The sequence below is a fragment of the Sulfitobacter sp. W074 genome (assembly GCF_025142275.1).
Taxonomy (GTDB): domain Bacteria; phylum Pseudomonadota; class Alphaproteobacteria; order Rhodobacterales; family Rhodobacteraceae; genus Sulfitobacter; species Sulfitobacter profundi.
This window is the reverse complement of sequence record NZ_CP081130.1, coordinates 2,223,315-2,250,026: the sequence shown is the minus strand read 5'-3', so window position 1 is coordinate 2,250,026 and position 26,712 is coordinate 2,223,315. Positions and strand designations below refer to the sequence as shown.

Here is a 26,712-nt window from a genome sequence, read left to right as displayed (position 1 = left end):
ATATTTCATTAACACAGACTGCAATTGCATAGCCGCAATGCACTGTGGCTAACCTCCACCTCGAACGTCCCTTTCGGGATCGTTTCATGATATTTGGAGGATACCCATGAAACTACGCACTTTCGCTGCCGCCGCTGCACTGTCCGTCACCGGACTGGCGCTGGCACTGCCCGCCCAAGCCGAAACTCGGCTCGCTTTTGGTGCCACCAACTCGCAGAGCGCGCATTACGCCTATTTCGCCTCGCTCGCAAAGATTGTGAACGGCGCATACCCAGATGCCTATCAGGCTTCGGTTGTGGAAACCGGTGCGACGGTCGACAACCTCAAGCGCATGGCGCGCGACCAGCTTGATATCGGGCTGATCACCACCTCGACGCTTTATCACGCCTACAATGGCATCAAGAGCTTCGATGGCAATCCGATCGAGTCCAAACTGCTCTGGGCCTATTCGCTTGCACCGCAAAACGCAGTCGTTCGCCGCGATTCCGGCATCGAAAAGCTTTCAGACATCGACGGTAAGAAGTTCGGGCCAGGCATGCGGGGGTCTTCGACCGAAGCCACGGCGCTGGCTGTGTTTGACCTGCTGGAAATATCTCCCGATTGGGTGCGGGGCACCAACAGCGAGCAGGCCAACGCAATCAAGGACGACCGTTCCGAAGGCTTCGTGAAAAGCGCCGTCGGCACCTCCTTTGACGCACTTACAACCGACATCGCGGCCTTTACGCCCCTGACGGCGCTTGGCATCGACGGCGAGCAGGAAGCCAAGATCCGCGAAGCGCTGCCGGAGCTCTCCATCGTGGATATGCCGGGCGGCGATATGGAGAACTCTGGCCCTTACAAGGTCTGGGGCTTCATGATCGGTGTCTCTGCACGACCCAATATGGACGACCAAACGGCCTATGACCTTACCAAGGCTGTGATGGAGAATATGGAAGAGCAATCCGCGGCCTTCCCGACGGTAAAGGGGCTCAATTTGCCGGAGCTGACACTGCAATACGCGACCAGCCCGCTGCACCCGGGGGCAATCCGCTACTATGAGGAAATCGGCCTGACCGTGCCGGACCGCCTCAAGTAACAGTCCATCTTTCAGCAGGGGCGGCGCGTGTCGCCCCTCATTTTCCGTTTGTGCCAAGGTGCCGTGATGCCCATTCCCCCGATGTTCGCCAATTTCCGACAGACAGCCATCGCCGCACTTGCCGTGCTTCTGGGGGTGTTCGTGTTCTACACCTCTTTCAATGGGCCGTTTGAATCGCTCGTGCAGCGCGCGATCTTTGTGATGACGATCACGGCTTTGGCCGTGCTGATGCATCCGCTTTTCGAAGGCAGCCGCCTGCGCCCACTTGGTATCGTAATCGATGCGGCAATTGTAGGCATGGTCACGGTTTCAGGCGTTTATATCATCGCCAACTACGAAACTATTATGAACGATCTGCCTTGGGCCAATGGTTGGGACATGGTCATGGGGTTCGGCACACTGGCCTGCGTGCTTGAGCTGGCACGCCGCAGTTCCAATTGGGTCTTTCCCCTGATTGTCATCGCCGCCGTTACCTATGCGTTCTTCGGCTATCTGATCCCCGGCCAGTTTGGGCACCGTGGCTTTGACGCAGGCTATCTCACAGAAATCATCTTCCTGTCTGACCGTGGCCTTTGGGGGATGCTGGTCAATGTGGCATCAACTACGCTCGCGGCGTTTGTGCTGTTCGGTGCGATCCTGTTGCACACCGGGGCGGGCGAGACTTTCTTTGACCTTTCGGCCCGTTTGGGCGGCTCCCGTCCCGGAGGTGCCGCCAAAATCGCAACATTCGCGTCAGGGTTCTTTGGCGCGATCAACGGGTCTACGGTGGCCAATGTCGCAACGACGGGCAACTTCACGATCCCGCTGATGAAGCGTTTGAAATATCCGCCTGCTTATGCTGGCGCGGTAGAGGCTATCGCTTCAACTGGTGGACAGTTAGCGCCCCCGATCATGGGTACTGCCGCATTCGTCATGGCAGAGCTTGTGGGCGTGAATTACTGGTCCATCGCGCTGGCTGGCGTCGTTCCTGCGCTGCTGTTCTACCTTGGCATCTATTCGACTGTTCACGTCATCGCCCGCCGTCAGGGCTTTCGCCCGGTGACTGCCGAAGACCTGCCAGACTGGCGCGGAGCCATGACCTTTGCGCGACTCGCTCCAATCGCCGCAGCGCTGTTGGGGTTGGGGTTTGGCGTCTTCAATGGCAATTCGGTCGAATTGACGGCCTGCTACGGGATGATCGCCATGTTGGTGGCTGTCCTTGTCGCACGAATTTCCAGCGGTGAAGACCCACGTGCAGTGTTTGGCATCATCCTTCGCGCACTGGAAGCGGGTGGCAAAGGCGTGGTCATCGTCGGTATTCTTCTGGTCGGGGCGCAGGTGTTCGTGGCCATGATCAACCTCACCGGTTTCGGCGTGGCAGTTACGTCAGCCGTGCTGGCAATCGGGCAGGGGGAGATCTGGCTCATCGCGGGGCTTATGGCGATTGTCTGTTTGATTGCGGGCATGGGCCTGCCAACCTCAGCCGCCTATGTCATGGTCGCTGCGGTTTTCGCCCCGGCGCTGATCCAGCAAGGGATCGATCCGCTCGTTGTGCATATGTTCGTGCTCTACTACGCCGCGCTGTCGGTCATTACGCCGCCGGTCTGCCTCGGTGTCTTTGTCGCAGCGACAATTGCGCAAGCACCTTGGATGAAGGTGGCAGGCGAGACGCTGCGCCTTGGAGCCACGGCCTATGCCCTGCCCATGCTCTTCATCGCCTATCCCGGCATGTTAGGCGGCGGCGAGTCGGGCGACATTCTGCGCGCCGTGCTGTCAGGGGGAATCTTTGCTCTCGGCGTGGCGCATCTGTTGGGTGGCGCACGGCTGCCATGGGGCGGCATTTCGCGCCTGCTTTGGGCCGTGCCGATAGGGCTTGCGCTGATGCCGCCTTGGCCCGCCACCTTGGCCGCAGTTGTGGTGTTCGGCGTGTTAGTTGTCTTCTCCCGCAGGGTGACAGACGCACATGACGCAGTTGAGTTGCAAACGGCCTGAGTGCTGAAAGGGAATGATAAAATGATGACGAATGCTGAATTCAAAGCGCGACTCGAAGCGCGCGAGCCTATGTTGGGCGCCTTTATCAAAACGCCCCATCCGATCGTCATAGAGATTATGGCCCGTGCGGGTTTCGATTTTCTGGTGGTAGATGCCGAACACGCCCCGTTTGATCGGGGCAGTGTCGATGTCATGACAATGGCGGGCCGGGCCGAGGGTTGTCCGATTGTGGTTCGGGTGCCCGTCGCCACGCCGGATTGGGTGCTCAACGTATTGGACGGCGGCGCGGCCGGTGTGATGGTACCCCATGTCGAGACGGCTGCGCAGGCAAGAGACCTCGTGCGTGCCGTAAGCTACGGCCCCGGCGGGCGCGGTTTTGCGGGCACTTCGCGGGCGGCGGATTACGCGGGGCGCAGCCTTAAGGAGCACCTTACCAAGGCGCGCGATGAAGTTGCCTTGATCTGTCAGATCGAAGACCCCGACGGCGTAATTAATCACGCAGAAATTGCGGATGTTGATGGGGTCGACGCGCTCTTCATCGGGCGGGCGGATTTGGCGGTGTCTCACGGGTTGTCAGATTTCTTTGCGCCCGAAGTGGCCGGGATGACGCGCGATATTCTTTCGGCAAAGGGCGCGGCGACTGGCCTTTACTGTGCGCCGACGGAACCTTTGGAGGGACATCGCGCCGCTGGAGGGTCATTCTTTGTAGTCGGCTCGGAACACACGCTGATGCAACTCGGCGGAGCCTCACTTGTGCAGAAGTTTCGGCAAAGGCCCTCTGACTAAAAGAGCGTGTGAAATAATTTCAATGTTTGCAGAAAATATTGCAACGGGTGGTGTGCGGCTTAGACATGAGCCAACCTCGCTTGAGCCTGATCAAAGGACCCTCTCATGACCATTACCTTCCTAAAAAAGGGCAAGTCCGATGCTGCCCGCGCTGACGATGACGCCAAAACTCGCGCAGTCGTCGAAACAACACTCCAATCTATTGAGGCCCGCGGCGATGCTGCTGTGCGCGAGCTAAGCGAGAAGTTCGACAATTACAGCCCCGCGTCGTTCCGGCTGAGCCAGCAGGAAATCGACGACCTGATCGCACAGTTGAGCGACCGCGAGTTGGAAGACATTAAATTCGCGCAAGAGCAGGTGGTAAACTTCGCCCGCGCCCAACGCGCCTCCATGACTGATATCGAGGTCGAAACGCTGCCGGGGGTCATTCTGGGGCACAAGAATATCCCCGTTCAATCTGTCGGCTGCTATGTACCCGGGGGCAAGTTCCCGATGGTGGCCAGCGCGCATATGTCCGTTGCGACAGCTAAGGTGGCAGAGGTGCCGCGCATTGTGGCTTGCACACCTCCCTTTAATGGCAAGCCGAACCCCGCCGTTATTGCAGCTATGCACTTGGGTGGTGCTGACGAGATCTATGTGATGGGCGGCATTCAGGCCGTTGGTGCCATGGCGCTTGGGACCGAAACAATCGAGCCGGTTCATATGTTGGTTGGTCCCGGAAATGCCTTTGTCGCTGAGGCCAAGCGCCAGCTTTACGGGCGTGTGGGGATCGATCTCTTTGCTGGGCCGACCGAAACAATGGTCATCGCGGATGAGACGGCGGCCGACGCCGAGCTTTGCGCGACCGATCTGCTGGGCCAAGCCGAGCACGGCTATAATTCTCCGGCCGTGTTGCTGACCAATTCACGTAAATTGGCTGAGGACACGCTGGCCGAGATTGATCGCTTGCTAAAGATCCTGCCGACTGCGGGCACGGCAAAAATCAGTTGGGATGAATACGGCGAAGTGATCGTCTGCGATACCTATGAGGAAATGCTAAAGGTCGCCGATGATATCGCCTCGGAGCATGTGCAGGTGATGACCGACCGCGATGATTGGTTCCTTGAAAACATGACCTGCTATGGGGCGCTGTTCCTCGGGCCGCGGACGAATGTAGCCAATGGCGATAAGGTGATCGGTACAAACCACACGCTGCCAACACATAAGGCGGGGCGCTATACGGGCGGGCTCTGGGTTGGCAAGTTCCTCAAGACCCACTCCTATCAGAAGGTCACCACAGACGAGGCCGCCGCACTTGTAGGTGCCTATGGTTCGCGCCTGTGCATGTTGGAGGGCTTTGTCGGACACGCGGAGCAATGCAATGTACGCGTGCGCCGCTACGGCGGTGAAAACGTTCCATACGGTGAAGCCGCGGCCCACCACGAAGCGGCGGAATAGCCTGCAACTGTCTGAGGAGACCACAATGCAACTTCCGTCCTTCGCCGGTTTTGACCTTTCAGGCAAACGCGCAATCGTAACTGGTGCAACGTCAGGTATCGGATTGGGGGCTGCAACCGCTCTGGCAAGGGCAGGGGCACATGTGGTCTGCGCGGCGCGCAGCGCTGCACCTCTGAAGGACTTGCAGGCGGCGATGGAGGCAGAGGGTTTGAGCTGTGAAACTCAGAGGCTCGATATCGCGGACGTGGAGGCGACCCGCACGGCGCTCTCCTCGCTCGGAGCCTTTGACATTGTGGTGAACTCCGCTGGGATGGCACGCCACGGTCCTGCCTTGGAAACCACGCCCGAGGATTTTGATGCTGTAATGAACGTCAATCTCCGGGCCGCCTACTTCCTATCATCGGCAGCCGCTGAGCAGATGATCGCGGCAGGCCGTCCCGGCTCGATCATCCATGTAGGCAGCCAGATGGGACATGTCGGAGGCATCGACCGAGGCGTCTACTGCGCGTCGAAACACGCTCTGGAAGGAATGGTGAAGGCAATGGCAATCGAATGGGGCCCGAAATCTGTGCGCATCAACACGCTTTGCCCCACCTTCATCCGCACACCGCTAGGTGAGCAAACCCTGTCAGACCCGGCGCGCCGGGCGTGGATAGTAGATAAAATCAAACTTGGCCGGGTCGGCGAGATTGAAGATATCATGGGGGCGGTGGTTTATCTGGCCAGCGATGCATCGGCGATGGTGACAGGCACGGCATTGTTAGTCGACGGCGGTTGGACCGCTGAATAGGGATTAGGTCGACCTAATGGAAGCGCCAGATTGCACGTGTTCTCTTTGGTTTGTCATCGCTGAAAGTATTTGATCAATTGACGTAGTTGGCGTTAGCCGTGATCAAGGCGCAAGTGTAATCTCCGCCCACTTTTACTCACACAACGCGCTAAGATTAGTGCATTGAGCTGTGAGCCGTCTGGTCTCAAGTTGTTGATTTAGCGATAATTCGTGAGAATTCAAAATCCCCCGCCGCGAGGCGTTCTGGTTCGAGTCCGGCCTTGGGTACCACCTTGTTTCAGCAAGGTTTCCGTGAAAATCGTAGCTCTATCAAATCGCCGTTTTCCGCGTTGGTCATGCTATCTGCTTCCACGTTCTTGTTCTAGACGTCGGTCATTTCTGGGCCGCGTTGGTTCGTAGTTTTCCGAGAGCCTGAGACTTCTACAGCTTGGGCAACTTCAGAATACCATCTGCCTGCTGTGAAGTTTTGATATTTATCATCTCAAACAATGCTACACCTTAGCGCAGGGTCAGCAGGAATAGGACGCCGCCATGGCTCGGACCAAAGCCGCCAGAGATATCAGCCTGAAGTCGCTCGAACTGTTTCAAGTCTGTGCCAAGGAAGGGTCGCTGCAAGCCGCCGCGCGGGATGCGGGATTGACGGTGAGCACCGTGTCGCATCATCTGCGCAGCTTGGAAGACCACTTGGGTGTTGAGCTCTTCAACCATGCCCGGCGTCCGATGGTCTTGACGCCCAAAGGGCAGGTCTTTTCGCGCAAAATCGACGAGGCGCTGCGCACGATCCGCAAGGCCAAGGCCGAGGTCTCCGCCGGCAACGTCGCCGACGCGAGCTTCCTTAGAATCGGTGCGATCGAAGATTTGGAGAGCGATATCGTGCCGTATTTGGCAGTCTCCCTGACCAAGACGATGCCCAGCTGCGATTTCAGCTATCATACCGGGGTCAGCCACGACCTGATCGGCATGCTGCGCAACCGTCAGCTCGATCTCGGTATATGCACCGCGCCCGGGGAAACGATCAGCGACCTGCAAGAGCGCCCGCTTCTGCGTGACCCTTTTATCATCGTTCTGCCCCGTCTCGCGTCGGAAACCCTCTCACAGATCATGGAGGGCAGGGCAAAGCTGCCCTTTTTGCGGTTTTCCGGCAACCTGATGATCGCCCGGCAGATTGACACTCACTTGCGGCGCTTGGGGGTCACGTCGCCGCATCGGTTCGAATGCAGCAACAACCAGACCCTGATGGCGATGGTGGCGGCGAATGCGGGCTGGACGATCACAACCCCGCTGTTGTTTTCCCGCGCCGCGCGGTTTCATGGCGATCTGCGCATGCACCGCTTTCCGGGCAAGGCTTTTGCGCGGACATTGGCCTTGATGAGCACGCCGGATTGTTCGCGCTCTGTCGTCGAACTGGTTGATGCCGAGATGCGCGACCTCATTCATCAGCATGTGATCGAGCCCCTGCACGCCAGCACCCCTTGGTTGGCAGAGAGTTTCCAGCTGATAGAGTAGGGGGCAGGGCTATTGCCGCTTCGGGGTCTAATCAAGCTATCGAAACTATCTTGCGATTTTTTCCAACACCCGCATTAGCGTTTGTTGTTTAACCCTCTTTCTGGCCCTCTGATCTCAGTATCTATCGGAGGCGCACGCCATGAAATCTCGGACCAAGGTGGTTGTCATTGGCGGCGGTATCGCTGGCTGCTCGACGCTTTATCATCTCACACAAGAAGGCTGGACAGATGTCGTCTTGGTCGAGCGTGATGAGCTTACGTCAGGCACAACTTGGCATTCGGCGGCGCAGGTCACGAATTTTGGGGCCAATCAAACGATGGTCGGGCTGAAAACCCATTCCATCAACCTTTACAAACGCTTATCCGAAGACCCGGAGTATCCGATCAACTACCACCACGCCGACGGCGGCATCCGATTGGCCAATACCGAAGCGCAGATGCAGGGCTATCGCCATTTTGCCTCAATGGCACGCGGCATGGATGTGGATCTGGAAGTCATCGACGCCGAAGAATGCGCCCGACGCCACCCGCTGATCTCGACAGAGAACCTGCTGGGCGGGCTTTGGGATCCGCTCGACGGCGACATTGATCCCGCGCAGCTTTGTCAGGCTTTGGCTTTTCACGCGCGCAAGGCCGGGGCCGAGGTCTACCGCAACACGCCGGTCACCGCCCTGACGCAGCACAAAGACGACACTTGGACGGTCCACACCAAACATGGCGACATCGACTGCGATATCGTGGTCAACGCCTGCGGTTACCGTGTGAAAGAGGTCGGCAGCATGATGGGGGTGCATCATCCCGTCGCCTCGATGGAGCACCAGTATTTTCTGACCGAAGACATCCCAGCCATCGCCGAGGCCGGTCACCGGATGCCGCTGCTGCGCTGTCCGATCTCGGACTATTACAGCCGCCAAGAAAAGAACGGCTTGCTGGTCGGCTTTTATGAGCAGGACTGCAAGACGTGGGGAATGGACGGGATCGACCCCAATTTCGTCAACGCCCTGTGCCCGGATGATCTTGAGCGGGTCATGGACGTGCTCGAAGGCGCCTTTGAGCGCATGCCCGCACTGGCCGAAACCGGCATCCGGTCCATCGTCAATGGCCCGATCACCTATACCATCGACGGCGCGCCGCTGGTTGGCCCGATCCCCGGCAAGCGCAACGCCTTTTGCATCATCGGCCTGCGTGCAGGTCTGGGCGAGGGCGGGGGGCATGGCTGGCTGCTGGCCCAGCAGATCGTCCATGGCGAGGCGCAGTATGACACTTGGGTCATCGACCCGCGCCGTTTTACCGGGCACGCCAATGTGGAACTGACGGCGCTTAAGGCCATCGAAGATTACCAGAACGAATTCCGCTTCCACTTCCCGCATGAGCACCGGCCCGCCGCGCGCCCTGCCAAAACCACACCGTTGACCCCGGTGATGGCCGCCGAAGGGGCCGAGTTCACCGTGGTCAACGGTTGGGAGCGGGTCGATTACATCAAACCGTCGCCCGATTTTCACCCGACCCTCAGCTTTGACTTCGACGAGGCATTCGACGTGGTCGCGGCTGAAGTGAAGAACGTGGCCGAGAATGTCGGCCTTTGCGAGGTCAACGGCTTCAACCGGTTCGAGATCACCGGCAGCGACCGCCACAGTTTCCTTGACCGGATGTTCTGCGGCGCGGTCACAAAACGCGACGGACGGGTGGGCTTGGGCTATCTGCTGAACCACCACGGGATGGTCAAAGGCGAAGCCACAGTGGCCAACTTGCCCGCCTCGGACCGCGGCCCGCAGCGGGTCTGGTACGGGTCGGCAGCCGCCAGCGAATATCACGACATGGACTGGCTCAAACTGCATCTGCGCGACGACGAAGATGTGCAAATCCGCAGCCTCACCAATGACCAAACGATCCTCGTGCTCGCCGGGCCCAAGGCACGCGATGTGCTCAGCGCCTGTGCGCGCGGCGACTGGTCGAAAGAGGCGTTCCCATGGCTCAGCCTGCGCGAATGTTTCATCGGATTTGCACCTGCCACGGTGCTAGGCGTCAGTTTCTCGGGCGAGTTGGCCTATGAAATCCACGTACCCAACAACGCGCTTTATGCCGCCTATCTGGCCCTGCGCGACGCTGGCAAGACGCATGGTCTGAAGCTCTTCGGCGCCCGTGCGGTGGAATCGATGCGGATGGAGAAAGGCTTTATGCACTGGAAAGCTGACCTGCTGACCGAGTTCGACCCATTTGAGACCGCGCTGGACCGTTTCGTAAAACCCGAAAAGCCCGCCGATTTCATTGGCAAGGTCGCCCTGCACAAGCGCATGGAAGAAGGGCCGCGCAAAAAACTGGTGACGCTCAAGGTCGACGCGACCCATGCCCCGGCCCATGGCGGTGCCTCACTCATGCAAGACGGCAAGGTTGTCGGCACCGTAACCTCAGGCGATTGGGGGCACCGGGTGGGCATGAACCTCGCCTATGCCTTCGTCAATCCGGCGCTGGCCACGCCCGGCACGCAAATCCCGCTTGATCTCTATGGGGAAATCGTTGGCACCGAAGTGATCGATCCCTCGCCATATGATCCTTCCTATGCGCTAATGCGCGGATAACATGATGGGCAGGGGCCGGTGCAACGCTGGACCCCGTCTCGCACCAAGGTCAACCAGCGGCAACGCGCCCCGCTGCACACCCATAGCTACGACAAGGATTATCCATGCACCTCTCTCGTTTTCCCCGCGTCCACCTTGCCCATCTGCCAACCCCGCTTGAGCATATGAAACGCCTGTCAAAAGAACTCGGCACCGAAATCTGGATCAAACGTGACGATTGCACCGGGCTTTCCACGGGCGGCAACAAGACCCGCAAGCTGGAATTCCTGATGGCCGAGGCCATCGAACAGGGCGCGGACATGGTGATGACCCAAGGTGCGACCCAGACCAACCATGGCCGCCAGACCGCCGCGGCTGCCGCCAAGCTGGGCCTTGCCTGCCACATCCTGCTGGAAGACCGGACCGGCTATGACGATGCCAACTACAACACCAACGGCAATGTGCTGCTGGATCATTTGCACGGCGCCACGACCGAAAAATTCCCCGGCGGCCACGACATGCCCGGCGAGATGGAAAAGGCGGCTGAAAAGAAGCGCGCCGAAGGCCTCAAGGTTTACGTCATCCCCGGCGGCGGCTCGAACCCAACGGGCGCTTTGGGCTATGTGAACTGTGCGTTTGAGCTGCTGAACCAAGTGAACACCTCCGGCATGAAGATCGACCGGCTGGTTCACGGCACGGGCTCTTCGGGCACGCAGGCGGGGCTTGTCACCGGGATGTGCGCGATGAATGCCCAGATCCCCGTGCTTGGCATCGGCACCCGCGCGCCACAGCCCAAGCAAGAGCAGATGGTCTATGATCTGGCCTGCAAAACCGCCGAGAAGCTGGGCTGCGCGGGCGTGGTCAAGCGCGAGGATGTGATGGCCAACACCGATTACGTCGGCGAAGGCTACGGCATCCCGACCGACAGCGGCATCGAGGCAATCCAGATGTTTGCTGAGCTCGAAGGCATCCTGCTTGATCCTTGCTATTCCGCAAAGGGGGCCGCTGGTCTCATTGATCTCTCCCGCAAAGGGACGTTTAAGGACGAGCGTGTGGTCTTCCTCCACACCGGCGGCGCGGCGGCTCTGGGCGGCTATGACTTCGCCTTTGACACCGCCAACCGCTGGGTCAACCTGTAAGAAAGGCAGCTTAAGTGGCGCGCAAGTTTACCGGCAGTTTCACCCAGCAAGAGGGGCTTTCCCAAGACGCCATCGCGGCGGCGGTCGCGGTGCTAGAGTCAGGCCGCTTGCACCGGTATAACCTCGCGCCGGGGGAGGCTGGGGAAGTGGCCCAGCTTGAGGCCGAATACCGTGATTGGCAGGGCAGCAGCTGCTGCCTTGCCGTCACCTCGGGTGGGCAGGCGTTGCAAATCGCCCTGCGCGCCTGCGACGTGGCATCGGGCGACAAGGTGCTGACCAACGCCTATACGCTGGCCCCGGTGCCCGGCGCGATCCGGGCGGTGGGAGCTGAGACCGTGCTGGTCGAGATCGACGAGGATCTGCGGCTCGACCTTGATGACCTCGACGCCAAAATTGCCAGTTCCGGCGCGCGGGTGCTGTTGCTGTCGCATATGCGCGGGCATCTGTGTGACATGGACCGGCTGATGGCGATCTGTGACGCGGCAGAGGTGACGGTGATCGAGGATTGCGCCCACACGATGGGCGCGCGGTGGAACGGCATTCGGTCGGGCAATTTCGGCAAAGTGGCCTGTTTCTCGACCCAGACTTACAAACACATGAACTCCGGCGAAGGCGGGTTTCTGACCACCGACGACGCCGCAATCGCCGCCCGCGCGACGATCTTGTCGGGCAGCTACATGCTTTATGAACGCCACGGGGCCGGGCCGCAGCCTGAGGCCTATACCGATGCGCGCTATGACATGCCCAATTGCTCGGCGCGGATGGATGCGCTGCGCGCCGCGATCCTGCGTCCGCAGCTTGCCGACCTCGACAGCAACATCGCCCGCTGGAACGCCCGCTACACGCAGGTTGAGGAGAGGCTGAAAGCACAGGACGGCGTTACAACCATCAAGCTACCCTCCGCCGAAACGCATGTGGGTTCCTCCATCCAGTTCCGCCTGCCAGACTTCACCGCCGCGCAGTGCCGCGCCTTGCTCGATGCCGCAGCCACTCGGGGCGTGGAGCTTAAATGGTTCGGCGCGAAAGAGCCTGCAGGCTTCACCTCGGCGCATCCATCTTGGCGCTATGTTCCAGCGCAGGACATGCCCAAGACAGACCGCGTCATGGCGACGCTTTTCGACATGCGCCTGCCGCTGAGTTTTTCGGAAGAAGACTGCGCGCTGATCGCCGAGTTGATCTGCGAAGCGGTGGGCGAGGTGGCATCATGAACCGCCCAGTCGTCGGCGTATTGGGGGGCATGGGGCCGGAAGCGACGATCCTGCTGCAGCAGCGTGTGCTTCGCACAGTCGATGCCCAAGACGACGCCGATCACCTGCCGCTGCTGATCGACATGAACCCGCAAGTGCCCTCCCGCATCGCCCATCTGATCGAGGGCACAGGGGAGGACCCCGCCCCGGTGCTGGCCGCGATGGCACAGCGGTTGGAACGGGCAGGGGCAACGGCCCTCGCAATGCCCTGCAACACGGCACATCACTACGCCCCGGCGATGGAGGCGGCGGTTTCGATCCCTTTCCTGAATATGGTGTCCCTATCGGTCGACCGCGCGGCGGGGCAACTTCCCTCGGGCGCCTCCGTTGGGATTCTCGCCTCTCCTGCCGTGCGCATGGCCGGGGTGTTTGACGCAGCCCTTGACCGCGCCGGGCTGACGGCGCTCTGGCCCGCCGATGCCGAGCGCATGCTGGCCGCGATCCGGCTGATCAAGGCGCAGGGGATCACCCCGCAGGCGCAGCAGACGCTTGCGGAAGCGGCGACCGAATTGACCGTGCAGGGGGCCGAACTTCTGTTCATCGCCTGCTCAGAGTTTTCGCTGCTCGCCCCCGCTTTGACCGCCCCCGTGCCGATCCTTGACACGATCGACGTGCTGGCCGAGGCGATCCATCGACATTCCCAATTCTAACCGAGGTAAGCCCATGGCGATCACGTATCTGAAGCAAGTCGAGACCCGCCCGGCGGTTGAGGGCAAAGACATCCGCGGCGTGGTTGCACAGATGCTCGCCAAGATCGAAGAGGGCAGTGAGACGGCCGTGCGGGACTATGCCCGCGACCTTGACGGCTGGACCGGGGATATCGTGGTCACTGCCGCGGAACGGGCCGGCGCCTCTGTGCGGGTGCCGCAAGAGCTCAAGGATGATATCCGCTTTGCCCATGCCAACATCCGCCGCTTTGCCGAAGCGCAAAAGGCGACGATGGGTGATTGCGAAATCGAGATCATGCCGGGGCTGATTGCGGGCCAGAAGCAAATCCCCGTCTCAAGCGCGGGCTGCTATGTGCCCGGCGGACGCTACAGCCATATCGCCAGCGCTTTGATGACGATCACCACCGCCAAGGTCGCGGGTGTGCCGCATATCACCGCTTGCTCGCCCACGCGCCCCGGCATCGGTATTCCCGATCCGATCATCTTTGCGATGGACCTTTGCGGCGCGGACCTGATCCTGAACCTCGGGGGGGTGCAGGGGGTGGCTGCCATGTCGATGGGGCTGTTTGGCGGTGTGCCTGCCGATATCCTCGTCGGTCCCGGCAACAGCTATGTGGCAGAGGCTAAGCGCATGTTGTTCGGCGCTGTGGGGATCGACATGTTCGCCGGGCCAACCGATTCACTGGTGGTCGCCGATCACAGCGCGGACCCTGAAACGGTGGCATGGGATCTGGTCAGTCAGGCGGAGCACGGGGCCGACAGCCCGGTTTGGCTGGTCGCGACCGACCGCAGGCTGGCGGAAACCGTGTTGCAGCGCGCGCCCGAAATGATCGACAGCCTACCGGAGCCGAACGCCAGTGCCGCGCGGGTGGCTTGGGCAGAGCGCGCCGAGGTGGTCTTGTGCGAGACCCGCGAGGAGGCCGCCCAAGTGGCCGACCGCTACGCGCCGGAGCATCTTCAGGTGCAGGCCGAAGACCTCGACTGGTGGCTCAACCGCCTCTCTGCCTATGGCTCGCTGTTTTTGGGGGAGGAGACCACGGTCGCTTTCGGCGACAAAACCTCGGGGCCGAACCATGTGCTGCCCACCAGTGGGGCTGCACGCTATACCGGCGGGCTCTCCGTGCACAAGTTTATCAAGACCGTGACATGGCAACGCTGCGATGCCGAAGCCTCGCATGAGCTGGCCCTGCGCACCGCGCGGATCAGCCGGATGGAGGGGATGGAAGGCCATGCCCGTTCTGCCGAGCTTCGGCTGAAACAGCAGACAGCCTGACGCCGCGCCGAGGAAAATCTATGCTACTGACCGTCAAATCCCGCGTCTCCCCCTATGCTGGGGGGCTGCTGCTCGCGACTGTCATCGCGGTGGCCGCCACGTTCTTGTCGGATCACTACGGCGCGCCGGTGATGCTCTTTGCGCTGCTGCTTGGGATGGCGTTTCACTTCCTGTCGGAAGACAGCGCTTGCGCCATTGGGGTCGATTTCGCCGCGAAGGCGCTGCTGCGCTTTGGGGTCGGGCTGCTGGGCCTGCGGTTGGGGCTGGCCGAGGTTATGAGCCTTGGCTTTACCCCTGTCATTGCCATCGTCGGTTTGGTTTTGGCGACCTTTGGATGCGGCGTGGTGATGGCCCGTATCTTTGGCCGCCGCACCGCTTTTGGTATGCTGGCGGGCGGGGCCGTCGCCATCTGCGGGGCATCAGCGGCTTTGGCGATCGCCTCCGTCCTGCCGCCGCATAAAGACCGCGAGCAGGACACGCTGTTCGTCGTGATCGGTGTCACGGCGCTGTCGACCATCGCGATGATCGCCTATCCCATTCTTTTCCAATCGCTGGGTCTGAGCGATATTGAAAGTGGTTTTCTGGTTGGCGCCACGATCCACGATGTCGCGCAGGTGGTGGGGGCAGGATACTCCATCAGCGACGAGGCCGGGGTCTTTGCCACCTATGTCAAGATACTGCGCGTCGCACTTTTGCCCGTCGTGATGCTGTTCGTGATGTTCAGCTTCAGAGGCGCGCAGCAGCAATCTGTCGGCGTGCCTTGGTTTCTGATGATGTTTGCAGGCTGCGCGGTTTTGGCAAATCTGGAAGTGCTGCCGAGCGCAGTGCTCGCGTTCCTCAACGAGCTATCCCGGTGGTGTCTGGTCATCGCCATCGCGGCCTTGGGGGTGAAAACCAGTCTGGCGAAGGTCGTAAAGGTCAAACCCAGCTACAGCATCATTCTGGTGGTTGAAACGGTATTCCTGCTCGGCGCAGCCCTCGCCTTTGTGCTTTTGTTCGGCATTTAGGTGGGCCGAGGCTGCTCGGTGAAGCCTGAGAACATCGCCGGGATTTTTGGCTCACCCCTTGCCCCAAAAATCTGCGATAACCTCCTCCGCCAGCTTGTTTTGCACGGTGAAATCAGTGTCTTCCGCGCCGCCGCTCTCAGGGTCGGTGAACCAGCGCCAGACCCATAGGTCCGGGATGTCCCGTGCCTCAAGGGCGCGAAGCCAGCGGCGCAAGACGTCGGCCTGAAGTGCCATATCGGCGGGGGCTGCGCGTTCTTCGGCGCTTTCCCACGGGCGCTCGGTCGCCCCTTCGGCAGAGCGGATGCCGATTTCGGCGATCCAAATGGGTTTTGCATGTTTCCGCGCGACGGCCTCGACCCGGTCCAATTCTTTGGCGATGGCGCGATCCCAGTCGGCGGTCGCCCCGGCTGCGCCCAAGACGGGGTAGAGCGACACCGCCACGGCATTCAATAGCGGCCAGAACGCAACCTTCTCGGCCTCGTCAGCGCCATGGGCGACATAGGTGATTTTACCGCTGAACGCTTCGCGCAGCCCGGCGATGGTGCCCTCCCATGCCTCCGCCCCCGATACGCCGCGCAATTCGGTGCCGAGGACCAGCACCTCGGCGCGGCTTTGCTCTGCGGTGACCGCGATGGCGCGCAGGGAATTTTCATAGGCCGCGTGCCAATCGCCTTCGGTGCCCGCCGCGGGGACGATGGCGCCCGCCCAGCTTTCGGGCACCCAGACATGCGGTTTGACGATGGCGGCCAGCCCGGCTGCGTGCAACTGCGCGATCCCGGCGGCGATCCTGTCATGGGGCAGCGCGTCCCCCATGACGATGCCGCTGGAGGTGGGCGCGGGTTGCCATAGGAACGGGATCACCGTTGCCGCCGTCGCGCCCGTCTTTCGCAATTGAGCGATGCTTAGCGCAGCGGCTTGGCTTCCGAAGGGCGCACTCGTTGTCTCGATAAGGTTGAACCCGCGCAGAACCTCGCCACTGCTGCTTTGGGGAAACGCTCCCGTCGCGGTGAGCGCGGTAGAGCCGAGGGCCCAAAGAAACGTGCGACGTTTAATCATAGGGGCAAGGTAGGATGACTTCCCCCGCTGCACAACGGCATCGTAGGTGACAGGCGGGGCCTTTCGGGGGCTGCATTTCGGGGGCTGTATTCGGGGACCTGCAATTCGGGCCTGTATTTCGGATGTTGGCAGGTGCCGACCAAAAGCAATCTCGCGAAACCGCTGAACGATCGCAGTCGCGCATACCAACGCGCGCAACGCCCAAGGACTATTCCCTTTCCCCGGTCGGCCCAACCGCGTAGGCAGCCCCTACCTTGGAAAACGAGACATATCATGGCGCAGAATGCCACCATCTACAAAGTCGAGCTTTCGGTCTCCGACATGGACCGCCACTATTATGAGACCCACAAGCTGACCATCGCCAAACACCCTTCGGAAACCGATGAGCGGTTGATGGTGCGGCTCGTCGCCTTTGCCCTCAACGCGCATGAGCATCTGGAAATGACCAAGGGTCTATCGACGGATGATGAGCCGGACATCTGGCAAAAAAGCCTGAGCGGAGAGTTGGACGTTTGGATCACGTTGGGTCTGCCCAGTGAGAAAGTCCTGCGCCAGTCCTGCAACAAGGCCGCCAAGGTCGTGGTCTATCCCTATGGCGGCAAATCGGCTGAGATCTGGTGGGACAAGGTCAAGAACGGCACCACCCGCTTTGACACCCTCGAGGTGGTGAACTTGGCCGAGAGTGACACCAAGGCGCTGGCGGAGATGGCCAGCCGCGCGATGAAGCTTCAGGTGATGATCCAAGACGGTGAGGTGACAGTGAACCTTGACGAGGCGCTGGTGACGCTCACGCTCGACCGATGGAAAACCGCCGGATAAAAGGCGGCAGAGGGGCAAACCCGGCTGCCGCCGCTTCTTCAGGCTGCGCGGCGTTGCAGCAGGGCAATGGCATAGCCGATCACCATGGCCATGCCGACGTGCCCCACGAAAGACGACTGCGTGTAGGCCCCGAAATCCATCATAAAGCTGCGCCCCACCACCGGGGCCAGCAGACCTTGGGCGACGAACCACAGCACAAGCCCCGACAGCGCCCCCGACAGGACCAGCCCAAGCCGCGTCAGGCGGTGCACCAGCCAAACAAAGACCGAGAAACCGACGATCCCAAGCGCGATATGCAGCGCGAAGCCAAGCCAATAGGGCAGGGTGATCCCAAGGGCGATCTTGCCAAGCGCAACCACAAGGTTCGCCGGGGCGAGTGCGACGCCAAAGAGGAGGGGGGAGAGCAGCCAAGCATAAAGCTCGAAGGCGATCTCGCCCGCGAGCCCGGCCAGCAGGAGCGTGGGAACGGTTTGTTTGAGGGGCATAAGCAAAGTCTCTTGCAAAAGGACAGCACATCGGCGCGGCCGCAGCCGGATGGCGCGGGCGCTATGCTTTGTCAGTGGAAGTAGGGGAAAGCGCCGGACCGATGGGCCCGAGCGGATAGAAAAAGGCGCGCCACCATGGGCGCGCCTTTCAATTTAAACGTCGAGCTTGTTGTCGCCGCGCTTCCATGCCAGCGGCTGGAAGACTTCGTCGACCGGGGTTTCGGCCACGTGGTTGACGTAGTTCGAAATGGTCTTCTGCGCCATCCCAAGGATCACGTCCAGCACCGCACGGTGGCTGTAACCTGCGTCAAAAAACGCCTGCATCTGCGCGTCGGAGACAAAGCCCCGGTTGCGCACCATCTGAACGGTGAACGTCCGCAGCGCTTCGAGTTTGGGTGTCGGCAGGGCGGTTTCATTGCGCAGCGCGTCGCTGATCTCGTCCGAGACCTTCATCATCTTGGCAATGCCGGTGTGGGCGGGCACGCAGTAGTGGCACTCGTTCTCGACGTTGATCGACTGCCAAACCACGGTCAGCTCTTCGGCGTCGAAATCCGTCTCGGTGAATAGCTTGTGCAGCACCTGATAGCCTTCATAGGCTTGCGGGCTTTCGGCCAGCACCTTGTGCAGACCCGGCAGGCGGCCAAAGGCCTTTTGCGATTCCGCCAGCAGCGGCTTGGAGGCTTCGGGTGCGGAGTCTTGGTCGTGGGACGGGAATGTCATGATCTCTACCTTTGTTAGTCGTCAATATTTGCTATTTAGGGTTTTTTGAGCGATCACTCAAGTATATATTTGAGTGATCGTTCAACACATGGTGATATCATGCCCCGCAAACCAAACCACGACCGAGCCGAGCTGATCGACCGCGCCCGCGATCTGTTTTGGCGTCAGGGCTGGGCAGGCACATCGCTGAAAGATCTCGAAGCGGTGCTGAAAATGAAGCCCGGCAGTTTCTACGCGGCCTTTGGGTCGAAAGAGGCGCTGTTCGAAATCGCCTTGGACAAATACGCCGAGGATGGGGCCGGGCGCTTGGCCGAATTGGTCGAAGCCCATGGCCCGATGGCGGCGCTGAAACGCTATCCCGAATTGGCGATTTGCCGGGAGGAGGCCCCGGCCAAGGCCTGTATGCTGTCCAAAACCCTGTTGGAATTACAGGCCCATGGGCATCCACTTGCCCAACGGGCCAGCGCGCATCTCATGGGGATGGAGGAACAGTTCGCGGCGCTTTTTGCCCAGATGCAGCAGGACGGAGAGATCGCGCCGGAACATGATCCAAAGTCACTGGCCCGGCGCTATCAAAGCGATCTGCTCGGCCTGCGTGTATCGGCCGAGCGGGAGGGAATCGACGCCCATGCCATCGCCCGCGAAATCGCGGAAGGTCTGGACCGATTGTAATCTCAGACGACGCTATTCGATCTGTTCTTCCAGCATGGCGGTGATCTTGCGCCGTTGAAAAATATTGCGGATTTGATGCGCCATGATCCGTTCCGGCACGAAATAGGGCTTGCCGTCTTTCCATTCCGCCCGAAACGCATGCCGCGCGGCGATCAATCTGGTGGTATGGCCATCCGCAGCCGCGACGGTGAGGTCCATCTGGCGGACCTTATCGAACAGGCCCTCGGTCCCGATGCGCGCTTCGGCGCGGCGCAACAGATCGAGAAAACTGCCGATATCGATGAATTCACCGCTTTTGATCGGCCCTTGATTGGTGCGGGTCAGGGGGTTTTGCACATCGTTCAGCGCCACTTCTTCGCGTTCGGTGACCTTGACGTGATAGGTCTTTTCCTCCGTCACCACCCGCGCCATGACTTCGAGCAAGTAAATCGGCTCGGCCCCCATATTGGTTACGAAACAATGGGCATTCTCATCCCGCGCGATAGAGCGGTTGATCAAGATCACCGGCTGCCGTTGCCGCCGGAAATTGAGCCATAGGATATGCAGGTAAGCCAGCCAGACCACCGCCGTTAAAAGGCTGACCGCCACCTGCAACGTACCGGAATTCTCTGCGATCCAATCGAGCATCCTTTGTCTTCCTTGCGAGTGCTGTTGGGGTCGCCAGACCAACGCGCGGGGCGGCGCTTCGTTGCACAGGGATTGAAGCGACGCTTGACCTGCCGATATTATATCAATAATTCACGATATATGGATAATGAAAACGCTCTCCTAGCCTTCGCCGCCTTGGGCCAACCGACCCGTCTGGATGTCTTTCGCCTGCTGATCAAAGCGGGGGGCAAGGGAATGTCAGCGGGGGAGATCGGCGTGGCGCTCGACGTGCGGCAAAACACCATGTCCGCCAATCTGTCGGTGCTTGCCCGCGCGGGCCTGATCCGCAGCAACCGCGAAGGCCGCAGCATCCGGTATTTCGCAGATATGAACGGGCTGCGCGCGCTGCTGGGGTTCCTTTTAGAGGACTGCTGCGGCGGGCAGCCAGAACTTTGCCAACCCCTGCTGGATGAATTGACCTGCTGCTAACCCTCGAAAATTACGCACGAAAGACCGCCATGACCGATACCGCACATCCCGCACCCGCTGGCCTTGGAGCATTTGAACGCTGGCTCTCGCTCTGGGTGGCGCTGGCCATCGGGGCGGGGCTTTTGCTGGGCAATCTCTTTCCCGACCTCTTTGGCACACTGGCCGCGCTTGAGGTCGCCTCGGTCAACCTACCCGTGGCGGTGCTGATCTGGGCCATGGTCTATCCGATGATGGTTGGCGTTGATTTCGGTGCGCTGCGGCAGGTGGGGGAGAAGCCCAAAGGGCTGGTGGTGACGCTGGTGGTCAATTGGCTGATCAAACCCTTCACCATGGCCGCCCTTGGGGTGCTGTTCTTCAACTACGTCTTCGCCGGGTTGATCCCACCGGATGATGCGCAGGCCTATCTGGCGGGGGTGATCCTGTTGGGGGCCGCGCCCTGCACCGCGATGGTCTTTGTCTGGTCCAACCTCACCCGTGGTGATGCGACCTATACGCTGGTGCAGGTCAGCGTGAATGATGTGATCATGGTCTTCGCCTTCGCGCCGATCGTGGCCTTCCTTTTGGGTGTGACCGACATCACCGTGCCTTGGGACACGCTGCTGATCTCGGTCGGGCTCTACGTCATGCTGCCGCTGCTGGCGGGGTATCTCACGCGCGAACGGCTGGAGGCCAAGGGCGGCGAAGCGGCTGTCGACGCCTTTAAAGCCAGCGTGCAACCCTTTGCGATCATAGGGCTTTTGCTGACCGTGGTGCTGCTTTTTGGCTTTCAGGGTGAGGTGATCCTTAACCGTCCGCTCGTCATCGCACTGATTGCCGTGCCGCTGCTGCTGCAATCCTACGGCATCTTCTTCATCGCCTATGGCGCCGCGCGGGCTTGGGGCATTCCTTTCAACGTGGCCGCCCCCTGCGCGCTGATCGGCACCTCGAATTTCTTTGAACTGGCGGTTGCTGTGGCGATCAGCCTTTTTGGGCTGGGGTCGGGTGCTGCCTTGGCCACCGTTGTGGGCGTCTTGGTCGAGGTACCGGTCATGCTGTCGCTCGTGGCCTTTGCCAACCGCACGCAGCATTGGTTTCCCGCCTCCAAGTGAACCTCACCTGATAACCCACTGCCGCCTAAGGAAATTCCCGTGACCGATACGCCGAACATCGAAGAAGACCACTTCAACCCCATCGACGACGCCCGCCTGCTGTCGCCTGAGCGCGCCACCCACGGCCCGCGCATTCTGCTGCTCTACGGCTCGCTCCGCCCGCGGTCCTTCAGCCGCCTGATGACCGAGGAGGCCGCCCGCATCCTCACCCGCCTCGGGGCCGAGACGCGGACATTTAACCCCACGGGGCTGCCGTTGCCCGACGATGCCGCACCCGAACATCCCAAAGTGCAGGAACTGCGCGATCTGGTGCAATGGTCCGAGGGCATGGTCTGGTGTTCGCCCGAACGTCACGGGGCGATGACGGGCGTCATGAAAACCCAAGTTGACTGGATCCCCCTGTCGCTGGGCGGGGTGCGCCCGACCCAAGGCAAGACTTTGGCCGTGATGCAGGTCAGCGGCGGCTCGCAGAGTTTCAACGCCGTGAACCAGCTGCGCATCTTGGGCCGTTGGATGCGGCTGCTGACCATCCCCAACCAATCCTCAACCCCCAAAGCCTTTTTGGAGTTTGACGAGGATGACCGGATGAAACCCTCGCCCTTCTATGACCGGGTGGTCGACGTGATGGAGGAACTGGTGAAGTTCACCCTGCTGACCCGCGACAACAAGGACTACCTGCTCGACCGCTATAGCGAGCGTAAAGAAAGCGCTGCGGAGCTTTCCAAACGGGTGAACCAAAAAGCGATCTGACCGCTAAAACGCAAACGGCAGGGCCAAATCTTGGCCCTGCCGCATCGTGCTACGCTAAAAAGCGATCAGTCGTTGGACCAGCCCGAAACGGCTTTGACTTCGCAGAAGTCCTCGATCCCCCAGACGCCACCTTCGCGCCCGTTGCCCGAGCGTTTCATGCCGCCAAAGGGCGCGCCCGCGCCACGGCTTTCGCCATTCATCTCAACCATGCCCGACCGCAGCTTGGCCGCCAGACGGTTGCGCCGCGCGCCATCGCTGGACTGGACGTAGTTGGTGAGGCCGTAGACCGTGTCATTGGCCATCTCGACGGCTTGATCTTCGTCCTCGAACTTCATGATGGCCAATACGGGGCCAAAGATTTCCTCGCGGGCGATCGTCATGTCGGAAGTGACATCGGCAAAAACCGTGGGTTTGACATAGAAACCGCGGTTCAGATGCTCAGGCCGTCCGGTGCCACCGGCCACCAGCCGCGCGCCTTCGTCGATGCCCTTTTGGATCAGGTCTTGGATCTTGCCCCATTGCGCTTCGTTCACGACCGGGCCGATGTGGCGACCCTCTTCGCTGGCGGGGCCGACTTCGACCTTATTGGCGACTTCGGCGGCGGTCTCGACCGCTTGGTCATAGGCGCTGGCTTCGACGATCATCCGGCTCGGTGCGTTACAGCTTTGACCGGTGTTGTTCATCATATGCAGCACGCCGCGTTTCACGGCCTTGTCGTCGGCATCGGCGAATACAAGGTTCGCGCCTTTGCCACCAAGCTCCAGATGAACCTTTTTCAGCGTACCCGCCGCGTTCTTGGAAATCGCAATGCCCGCGCGGGTGGAGCCGGTGAAGCTCACCATATCCACATCCTCATGGCCGGTCAGGGCGGTGCCCACGGTCATGCCATCGCCATTCACAAGGTTGAAGACACCGGCGGGGAAGCCTGCCTCATCCATCATTTCGGCAAAGACCACGGCGCTCAGCGGGCTTTCCTCAGAAGGTTTCAGCACCATGGTGCAGCCAGCGGCGACAGCAGCGCCCACTTTCAGCATCACTTGGTTCATCGGCCAGTTCCACGGCGTGATCATCGCCACGACGCCAACCGCTTCGTGGATGATCCGGTCGTTCGGCGCGTGATCGCCCAAGGGCTTTACGAATTTGAAATCTTTCGCCGCTTTGATGAAGTTCTTCAGGTGGCTGTAACCTGCGCCCCATTGCGAGCTGCGCGCCATTTCGATGGGCGCGCCCATCTCGGTGCTGATCGCTTGGGCCATGTCTTCGGTCCGGGATTTATAGACGTCGGCCAGTTTCTCCATCAGCGCGATACGCTCTTCGGGGGCGGTGGCCATCCAACCGGGCAGGGCGGCCTTGGCCGCTGCCACGGCGGCGTCCACATCCTTGGCCCCGCCGAGCGAGATCACGGTGCAGGGCTCTTCGGTCGACGGGTTGATGACCTTATGTTCGCTGCCCTCAAGCGGGGCGACCCATTTGCCGTCGATATAGAAATCACGTTTTTCGATCATGCTCTGTCTCCGTTATTGGCCAAGCGGGCGTCTTTTTTGCCGCTTAGAAGTGTCCGGGAATCGCCGGCTCCCGATATGCCTAGGACAATTTTACGGGGTGGAAAAGTTCAGAGGTGATTTTTGATCAAAAATACGGACGCGGCGGCCCGAAACCGGCGGGCCCACGGGGGGGCACTTAGCCCTGTGCGGGGAAGCGGATCTCGACACAAAGCCCGTCTTGGCCCTCGACCTTCAGCGTCGCCTCATGCTGGAAGGTGAGCGTGCGGATCATCCGCCAGCCCAGCGAATCCGACCGCTCGGGCCGTTTGGCATCTTCGGGCAGGCCGACACCATCGTCATAGACTTTCAGCGTCAGGCCTTCATCGCTCTCTTGCGTGACCTCAATGGTGATCACCCCTTTGTCGCGCCCTTTGAAAGCGTGTTTATAGGCGTTGGTGATCAACTCGCCCACGATCAGCCCGATGTCGACGGCCAGTTTGTTGTCCATCTTAAGGCTGGGGCAAATCAGCTTGATGCCAATGCTCTGGCGATCCCCGGTAAAGGCGCGTTCGGCGTTCTTGGTGACCTCATCCAGCATATCAGAGAGATCAAGGTCGGTGCTGTCGGTTGAGCGTTGCATCAACTCATGCGCCTTGGAGAGCGAGCCGACGCGGGTTTCCAACTCGCGCAGCACTTGGCGGGTCTCGTCCTCTTTGGCTTGGCTCTTGCTCATCCGGATCAGCGCCACGATCAGGGCAAGGTTGTTGCCCGTGCGGTGGTGCAATTCCTGCATCAAGAGGTCACGGTCGGCAATGCCTTCGCTCAACTCGCGGTTCTGTTCGGTCAGCGCGGCGGTCGGGTCTTTGGCGTTATAGGCCTCCAGCGCCGCGAGGGCGTCAGCCTTGATCTGCTCAACAGCGCATTGCGGTTCGGGCAGCAGAAACTCCGCATGGACCCGCGTGCCCTCTTGGCCGGTGTCCACATCAAAGCGGGCCGCGATACGTTGCACGCCGCGCAGGCCCAGCCCCATGCCCGTCTCCGACACGATGTCGCGGGTGGGGTCAAGCTTGTCTTCCTCAATGCCGCGGCCCTGATCAATCACAGTCAGGCCAAGGGCAGGCTTGCCGTTGACATCCGTCAGCGAAAACCGGGCGCGGCCCTTTTGCCCATGCTCAATGGCGTTGCGGCCCAGTTCCACAGCGGCGGTGACGGTGCGCGTCCGCTCAAAAGAGGTAAAGCGCATCGCTTCGGTCAGGGTCAGGGCAATCTGGCGCAGAGCCGCGATATCGCCGCCTTTTTCAAGGTTAACCGACGTGAGGTTCGTAGCTTTCATCAGTCCGCGTCCCGTGCAATGCGTATGACCACGATGGAGGCGTCGTCACGCCCGCGAAATGCCCGGTCGAGCAGGAAGCCAGCGATCAAGAGCGGGGATTTCCACAATAGACCCTGTGGAAGATAGCTGTCGCGCAGGGTTTTCAACCCGTCGCTGTGCAGGATCATCAGATCCCCCGGTTCAAGGTCAAAGGTCTCTTCATAGCCCCGCGTGGCGCGTGCGCCAATCCGGCCGTCGCGGACCGGCAGGCGTTTGACCTCGCCATTGCGGACCCGCAGGGTGGCGATATTGCCCAAAGCGGCATAGCGCAGCACCATCTGCGGCTGCGCGATATGCACAAGGGCCGCCACCGCGCCGCGCTTGCCGATCAATTTCTCGGTCACCTCACGCATCACGGCGCCCGGCTCGCTGTTGAAGCTGCGGGTGGCGGTGACGGCCTCTGTCACCTCCAGCGACGCGGCTGCGGCCTCGGGGCCATGGCCCAAGCCATCGCAAACCAGAATATCAGTGGCTTTCGGCGTTTGCCGCAGCAGATAGTCGTCGCCGCATTCCTCTTCGTTCGGGTGACAGACCCGCAGGCCCACGGCCTCAACCCCATGGGTCGCGCAGAGGGGGCTGTCTTTGGCAAAGCTGCAAACGATGGTGGTGCCGACCTCGGACCCGCTGAAGATGTCGAATTCATCCGACAGACGGCGGATCGCGCCAAGGCCCAGCCCGGCGGAATCGCCACTGCTCATGCCGTCTTGGAACATGTGATCCATATCGTTGATGCCGGGGCCCCGATCGGTAAAGATCATCACGATCTTGTCGCCCTTGCCCTCGGCCGGCGCGTTGATCAAGGCGCGGCCTTTCTCGGCGTAGCGCAGGATGTTGGTGGTGGCTTCGGTGGCGACGATGGCCAACTCGTCGGTCCGGTGTTTCGGCCAATCGTGCTGGGCGGCCAGACGCCGTGCGGCGCGGCGGACCACGGCGATGGCGCTTTGGTCCTGAACTTCGACCCATTGTTTCATAGGTTCACACTCATCATCACGCTGGTGCCCCCGCCGACGGCGGTGCGGATTTCAAATTTCTTGGCCAGCCGCTGTGCGCCGCCCAAACCACGGCCAAGGCCGCCGCCCGAAGTATAGCCGTCCGTCAGGGCCAGTGCCACGTCCTCGATCCCCGGTCCCTTGTCCCAACAAACCACGCTAAGCTGCTTGGCCCTTGGGTCGACATAGATGGAAAATTCACCTCCGCCAGCGTGAACGATCGCATTGCGGGCGATTTCGCTGACGGCGGTGGCGAAACGTGTGACATTCAGCGCCGAGGCGCCGTGTTCTTTCATGTAGCGCGCCACGGCTTGGCGCACCGTTACCGCGTCGCCGCTGGTGTTTAACTTGAACTGAGAGAGAAGAACCTGCGCCCCAAGGTCCTTTTCGTCAAATGCGGCGTAGCTGGGCAAGGGCATGTGTCAGGCTTAACGCGGTGCGAATTTCCGGCAGGTACATGCCAAGTTCGACAAGCGTGACCGCCACCGTGGGGCGCATGCCGACAACATAGGTATCCGCCGCCAGCAGACGGGATATCCCCGCCAACTGCGCGATCACACGGCCCACGAAGGTGTCGACAATCTCAAGCGCTGAGATATCGAGGATCACCCCGTCGATGCGGTTCTCGGATATTTTGTTCGACAACCGGTCTTGAAGCTCCAAGATCTCGGTGTCCGTGATGTCATCCTGTATCGAAACGAGGAGCGCATGTTCGACCAGATTAATCGACGTGACACCGGCCAC

The 26,712-nt window shown here is 60.7% G+C and carries 26 protein-coding genes; 17 read left to right on the top strand and 9 right to left on the bottom strand.

What is annotated here, in order from left to right:
- The first annotated feature begins 106 nt into the window (after positions 1–106).
- The 12 genes from K3762_RS11120 to K3762_RS11065 all read left to right on the top strand — a co-directional run bounded on the left by K3762_RS11120 (position 107) and on the right by K3762_RS11065 (position 15,456).
- The gene (locus K3762_RS11120; RefSeq protein ID WP_120351253.1) at positions 107–1,075 is read left to right on the top strand and encodes a TAXI family TRAP transporter solute-binding subunit; all 969 of its coding nucleotides are present in this window, start codon (positions 107–109) and stop codon (positions 1,073–1,075) included.
- Positions 1,076–1,141: 66 nt separating this feature from the next.
- The gene (locus K3762_RS11115; RefSeq protein ID WP_260009483.1) at positions 1,142–3,046 is read left to right on the top strand and encodes a TRAP transporter fused permease subunit; all 1,905 of its coding nucleotides are present in this window, start codon (positions 1,142–1,144) and stop codon (positions 3,044–3,046) included.
- A 21-nt stretch (positions 3,047–3,067) separates the two neighbouring features.
- Positions 3,068–3,832, top strand: coding sequence for an HpcH/HpaI aldolase/citrate lyase family protein (locus tag K3762_RS11110; RefSeq protein WP_120351251.1), 765 nt, complete (start codon positions 3,068–3,070; stop codon positions 3,830–3,832).
- 105 nt (positions 3,833–3,937) lie between these two features.
- Positions 3,938–5,269 carry a histidinol dehydrogenase gene (gene hisD / locus K3762_RS11105; RefSeq protein ID WP_132443257.1) on the top strand — a complete coding sequence of 444 codons (1,332 nt, stop codon included), beginning with the start codon at positions 3,938–3,940 and terminating at the stop codon, positions 5,267–5,269.
- Between the two features lie 25 nt (positions 5,270–5,294).
- Positions 5,295–6,059, top strand: coding sequence for an SDR family NAD(P)-dependent oxidoreductase (locus K3762_RS11100; RefSeq protein WP_132443258.1), 765 nt, complete (start codon positions 5,295–5,297; stop codon positions 6,057–6,059).
- A gap of 531 nt (positions 6,060–6,590) precedes the next feature.
- Entirely contained in the window at positions 6,591–7,565 is a 975-nt protein-coding gene (locus tag K3762_RS11095) for a LysR family transcriptional regulator (protein ID WP_132443259.1), read from the top strand.
- Positions 7,566–7,704: 139 nt separating this feature from the next.
- Positions 7,705–10,143 (top strand): FAD-dependent oxidoreductase, encoded by a 2,439-nt coding sequence (locus K3762_RS11090; protein WP_260009482.1) that lies wholly within the window; start codon positions 7,705–7,707, stop codon positions 10,141–10,143.
- Positions 10,144–10,247: 104 nt separating this feature from the next.
- On the top strand, positions 10,248–11,261 hold the full coding sequence (locus K3762_RS11085) for a D-cysteine desulfhydrase (protein WP_260009481.1): 1,014 nt from the start codon (positions 10,248–10,250) through the stop codon (positions 11,259–11,261).
- Positions 11,262–11,275: 14 nt separating this feature from the next.
- Positions 11,276–12,469, top strand: a complete 1,194-nt coding sequence (locus tag K3762_RS11080) for a DegT/DnrJ/EryC1/StrS aminotransferase family protein (protein WP_260009480.1) — start codon at positions 11,276–11,278, stop codon at positions 12,467–12,469.
- Positions 12,466–13,158 (top strand): aspartate/glutamate racemase family protein, encoded by a 693-nt coding sequence (locus K3762_RS11075; protein ID WP_260009479.1) that lies wholly within the window; start codon positions 12,466–12,468, stop codon positions 13,156–13,158. The genes K3762_RS11080 and K3762_RS11075 overlap by 4 nt, the downstream gene beginning before the upstream one ends.
- A gap of 13 nt (positions 13,159–13,171) precedes the next feature.
- The gene (hisD, locus tag K3762_RS11070; protein ID WP_260009478.1) at positions 13,172–14,449 is read left to right on the top strand and encodes a histidinol dehydrogenase; all 1,278 of its coding nucleotides are present in this window, start codon (positions 13,172–13,174) and stop codon (positions 14,447–14,449) included.
- Between the two features lie 20 nt (positions 14,450–14,469).
- Positions 14,470–15,456, top strand: coding sequence for a YeiH family protein (locus K3762_RS11065; RefSeq protein ID WP_260009477.1), 987 nt, complete (start codon positions 14,470–14,472; stop codon positions 15,454–15,456).
- 51 nt (positions 15,457–15,507) lie between these two features.
- Here K3762_RS11065 and K3762_RS11060 read toward each other — a convergent pair whose 3' ends face one another.
- Positions 15,508–16,512, bottom strand: a complete 1,005-nt coding sequence (locus K3762_RS11060) for a glycoside hydrolase family 113 (protein ID WP_409202456.1) — start codon at positions 16,510–16,512, stop codon at positions 15,508–15,510.
- Positions 16,513–16,785: 273 nt separating this feature from the next.
- Here K3762_RS11060 and K3762_RS11055 point away from each other — a divergent pair, with 273 nt between their 5' ends.
- Complete coding sequence (locus tag K3762_RS11055; protein WP_120351240.1) at positions 16,786–17,331, top strand: YaeQ family protein; 546 nt, start codon at positions 16,786–16,788, stop codon at positions 17,329–17,331.
- Positions 17,332–17,369: 38 nt separating this feature from the next.
- Here K3762_RS11055 and K3762_RS11050 read toward each other — a convergent pair whose 3' ends face one another.
- Positions 17,370–17,816 carry a hypothetical protein gene (locus tag K3762_RS11050; protein ID WP_067627385.1) on the bottom strand — a complete coding sequence of 149 codons (447 nt, stop codon included), beginning with the start codon at positions 17,814–17,816 and terminating at the stop codon, positions 17,370–17,372.
- A gap of 153 nt (positions 17,817–17,969) precedes the next feature.
- Positions 17,970–18,536 carry a carboxymuconolactone decarboxylase family protein gene (locus K3762_RS11045; protein WP_120351239.1) on the bottom strand — a complete coding sequence of 189 codons (567 nt, stop codon included), beginning with the start codon at positions 18,534–18,536 and terminating at the stop codon, positions 17,970–17,972.
- A 99-nt stretch (positions 18,537–18,635) separates the two neighbouring features.
- Between K3762_RS11045 and K3762_RS11040 the strand changes: the two genes are divergently transcribed.
- On the top strand, positions 18,636–19,208 hold the full coding sequence (locus tag K3762_RS11040) for a TetR/AcrR family transcriptional regulator (RefSeq protein WP_120351238.1): 573 nt from the start codon (positions 18,636–18,638) through the stop codon (positions 19,206–19,208).
- A gap of 12 nt (positions 19,209–19,220) precedes the next feature.
- On the opposite strand, the gene K3762_RS11035 is transcribed toward K3762_RS11040, so the two are convergent.
- Entirely contained in the window at positions 19,221–19,835 is a 615-nt protein-coding gene (locus tag K3762_RS11035) for a hypothetical protein (RefSeq protein WP_132443266.1), read from the bottom strand.
- A gap of 120 nt (positions 19,836–19,955) precedes the next feature.
- On the opposite strand from K3762_RS11035, the gene K3762_RS11030 reads away from it, so the two are divergent.
- From K3762_RS11030 to arsH, 3 genes are read left to right on the top strand one after another with little or no spacing between them, the layout of a single operon-like run.
- Complete coding sequence (locus K3762_RS11030; RefSeq protein WP_120351236.1) at positions 19,956–20,285, top strand: helix-turn-helix transcriptional regulator; 330 nt, start codon at positions 19,956–19,958, stop codon at positions 20,283–20,285.
- Between the two features lie 29 nt (positions 20,286–20,314).
- On the top strand, positions 20,315–21,373 hold the full coding sequence (gene arsB / locus K3762_RS11025) for an ACR3 family arsenite efflux transporter (protein WP_132443267.1): 1,059 nt from the start codon (positions 20,315–20,317) through the stop codon (positions 21,371–21,373).
- 39 nt (positions 21,374–21,412) lie between these two features.
- On the top strand, positions 21,413–22,123 hold the full coding sequence (gene arsH, locus K3762_RS11020; RefSeq protein ID WP_067627396.1) for an arsenical resistance protein ArsH: 711 nt from the start codon (positions 21,413–21,415) through the stop codon (positions 22,121–22,123).
- Between the two features lie 65 nt (positions 22,124–22,188).
- Here arsH and K3762_RS11015 read toward each other — a convergent pair whose 3' ends face one another.
- From K3762_RS11015 to K3762_RS10995, 5 genes are all read right to left on the bottom strand, one after another.
- On the bottom strand, positions 22,189–23,628 hold the full coding sequence (locus K3762_RS11015) for an aldehyde dehydrogenase family protein (protein WP_132443269.1): 1,440 nt from the start codon (positions 23,626–23,628) through the stop codon (positions 22,189–22,191).
- 175 nt (positions 23,629–23,803) lie between these two features.
- Complete coding sequence (locus K3762_RS11010) at positions 23,804–24,940, bottom strand: sensor histidine kinase (RefSeq protein ID WP_082849486.1); 1,137 nt, start codon at positions 24,938–24,940, stop codon at positions 23,804–23,806.
- On the bottom strand, positions 24,940–25,950 hold the full coding sequence (locus K3762_RS11005; RefSeq protein WP_260009475.1) for an ATP-binding protein: 1,011 nt from the start codon (positions 25,948–25,950) through the stop codon (positions 24,940–24,942). The genes K3762_RS11010 and K3762_RS11005 overlap by 1 nt, the downstream gene beginning before the upstream one ends.
- Positions 25,947–26,387, bottom strand: coding sequence for an ATP-binding protein (locus K3762_RS11000; RefSeq protein WP_132443271.1), 441 nt, complete (start codon positions 26,385–26,387; stop codon positions 25,947–25,949). Before K3762_RS11000 ends, K3762_RS11005 begins: the two co-directional genes overlap by 4 nt.
- Positions 26,359–26,712 (bottom strand): STAS domain-containing protein, encoded by a 354-nt coding sequence (locus K3762_RS10995; protein WP_260009474.1) that lies wholly within the window; start codon positions 26,710–26,712, stop codon positions 26,359–26,361. The genes K3762_RS11000 and K3762_RS10995 overlap by 29 nt, the downstream gene beginning before the upstream one ends.

Excerpts from the sequence above, each read along its gene's own strand:
- K3762_RS11110 (WP_120351251.1), top strand. The coding sequence starts at position 3,068 with ATGATGACGAATGCTGAATTCAAAGCGCGACTCGAAGCGCGCGAGCCT.
- K3762_RS11090 (WP_260009482.1), top strand. The coding sequence starts at position 7,705 with ATGAAATCTCGGACCAAGGTGGTTGTCATTGGCGGCGGTATCGCTGGC.
- K3762_RS11010 (WP_082849486.1), bottom strand. The coding sequence starts at position 24,940 with ATGAAAGCTACGAACCTCACGTCGGTTAACCTTGAAAAAGGCGGCGAT.
- K3762_RS11085 (WP_260009481.1), top strand. The coding sequence starts at position 10,248 with ATGCACCTCTCTCGTTTTCCCCGCGTCCACCTTGCCCATCTGCCAACC.
- K3762_RS11035 (WP_132443266.1), bottom strand. The coding sequence starts at position 19,835 with ATGCTCGATTGGATCGCAGAGAATTCCGGTACGTTGCAGGTGGCGGTC.
- K3762_RS11015 (WP_132443269.1), bottom strand. The coding sequence starts at position 23,628 with ATGATCGAAAAACGTGATTTCTATATCGACGGCAAATGGGTCGCCCCG.
- hisD (WP_132443257.1), top strand. The coding sequence starts at position 3,938 with ATGACCATTACCTTCCTAAAAAAGGGCAAGTCCGATGCTGCCCGCGCT.
- hisD (WP_260009478.1), top strand. The coding sequence starts at position 13,172 with ATGGCGATCACGTATCTGAAGCAAGTCGAGACCCGCCCGGCGGTTGAG.
- K3762_RS11055 (WP_120351240.1), top strand. The coding sequence starts at position 16,786 with ATGGCGCAGAATGCCACCATCTACAAAGTCGAGCTTTCGGTCTCCGAC.
- K3762_RS11000 (WP_132443271.1), bottom strand. The coding sequence starts at position 26,387 with ATGCCCTTGCCCAGCTACGCCGCATTTGACGAAAAGGACCTTGGGGCG.
- K3762_RS11115 (WP_260009483.1), top strand. The coding sequence starts at position 1,142 with ATGCCCATTCCCCCGATGTTCGCCAATTTCCGACAGACAGCCATCGCC.
- K3762_RS11030 (WP_120351236.1), top strand. The coding sequence starts at position 19,956 with ATGGATAATGAAAACGCTCTCCTAGCCTTCGCCGCCTTGGGCCAACCG.
- K3762_RS11050 (WP_067627385.1), bottom strand. The coding sequence starts at position 17,816 with ATGCCCCTCAAACAAACCGTTCCCACGCTCCTGCTGGCCGGGCTCGCG.
- K3762_RS11120 (WP_120351253.1), top strand. The coding sequence starts at position 107 with ATGAAACTACGCACTTTCGCTGCCGCCGCTGCACTGTCCGTCACCGGA.
- K3762_RS11100 (WP_132443258.1), top strand. The coding sequence starts at position 5,295 with ATGCAACTTCCGTCCTTCGCCGGTTTTGACCTTTCAGGCAAACGCGCA.
- K3762_RS11005 (WP_260009475.1), bottom strand. The coding sequence starts at position 25,950 with ATGAAACAATGGGTCGAAGTTCAGGACCAAAGCGCCATCGCCGTGGTC.
- arsB (WP_132443267.1), top strand. The coding sequence starts at position 20,315 with ATGACCGATACCGCACATCCCGCACCCGCTGGCCTTGGAGCATTTGAA.
- K3762_RS11040 (WP_120351238.1), top strand. The coding sequence starts at position 18,636 with ATGCCCCGCAAACCAAACCACGACCGAGCCGAGCTGATCGACCGCGCC.
- K3762_RS11095 (WP_132443259.1), top strand. The coding sequence starts at position 6,591 with ATGGCTCGGACCAAAGCCGCCAGAGATATCAGCCTGAAGTCGCTCGAA.
- K3762_RS11065 (WP_260009477.1), top strand. The coding sequence starts at position 14,470 with ATGCTACTGACCGTCAAATCCCGCGTCTCCCCCTATGCTGGGGGGCTG.
- K3762_RS11060 (WP_409202456.1), bottom strand. The coding sequence starts at position 16,512 with ATGATTAAACGTCGCACGTTTCTTTGGGCCCTCGGCTCTACCGCGCTC.
- K3762_RS11045 (WP_120351239.1), bottom strand. The coding sequence starts at position 18,536 with ATGACATTCCCGTCCCACGACCAAGACTCCGCACCCGAAGCCTCCAAG.
- K3762_RS11075 (WP_260009479.1), top strand. The coding sequence starts at position 12,466 with ATGAACCGCCCAGTCGTCGGCGTATTGGGGGGCATGGGGCCGGAAGCG.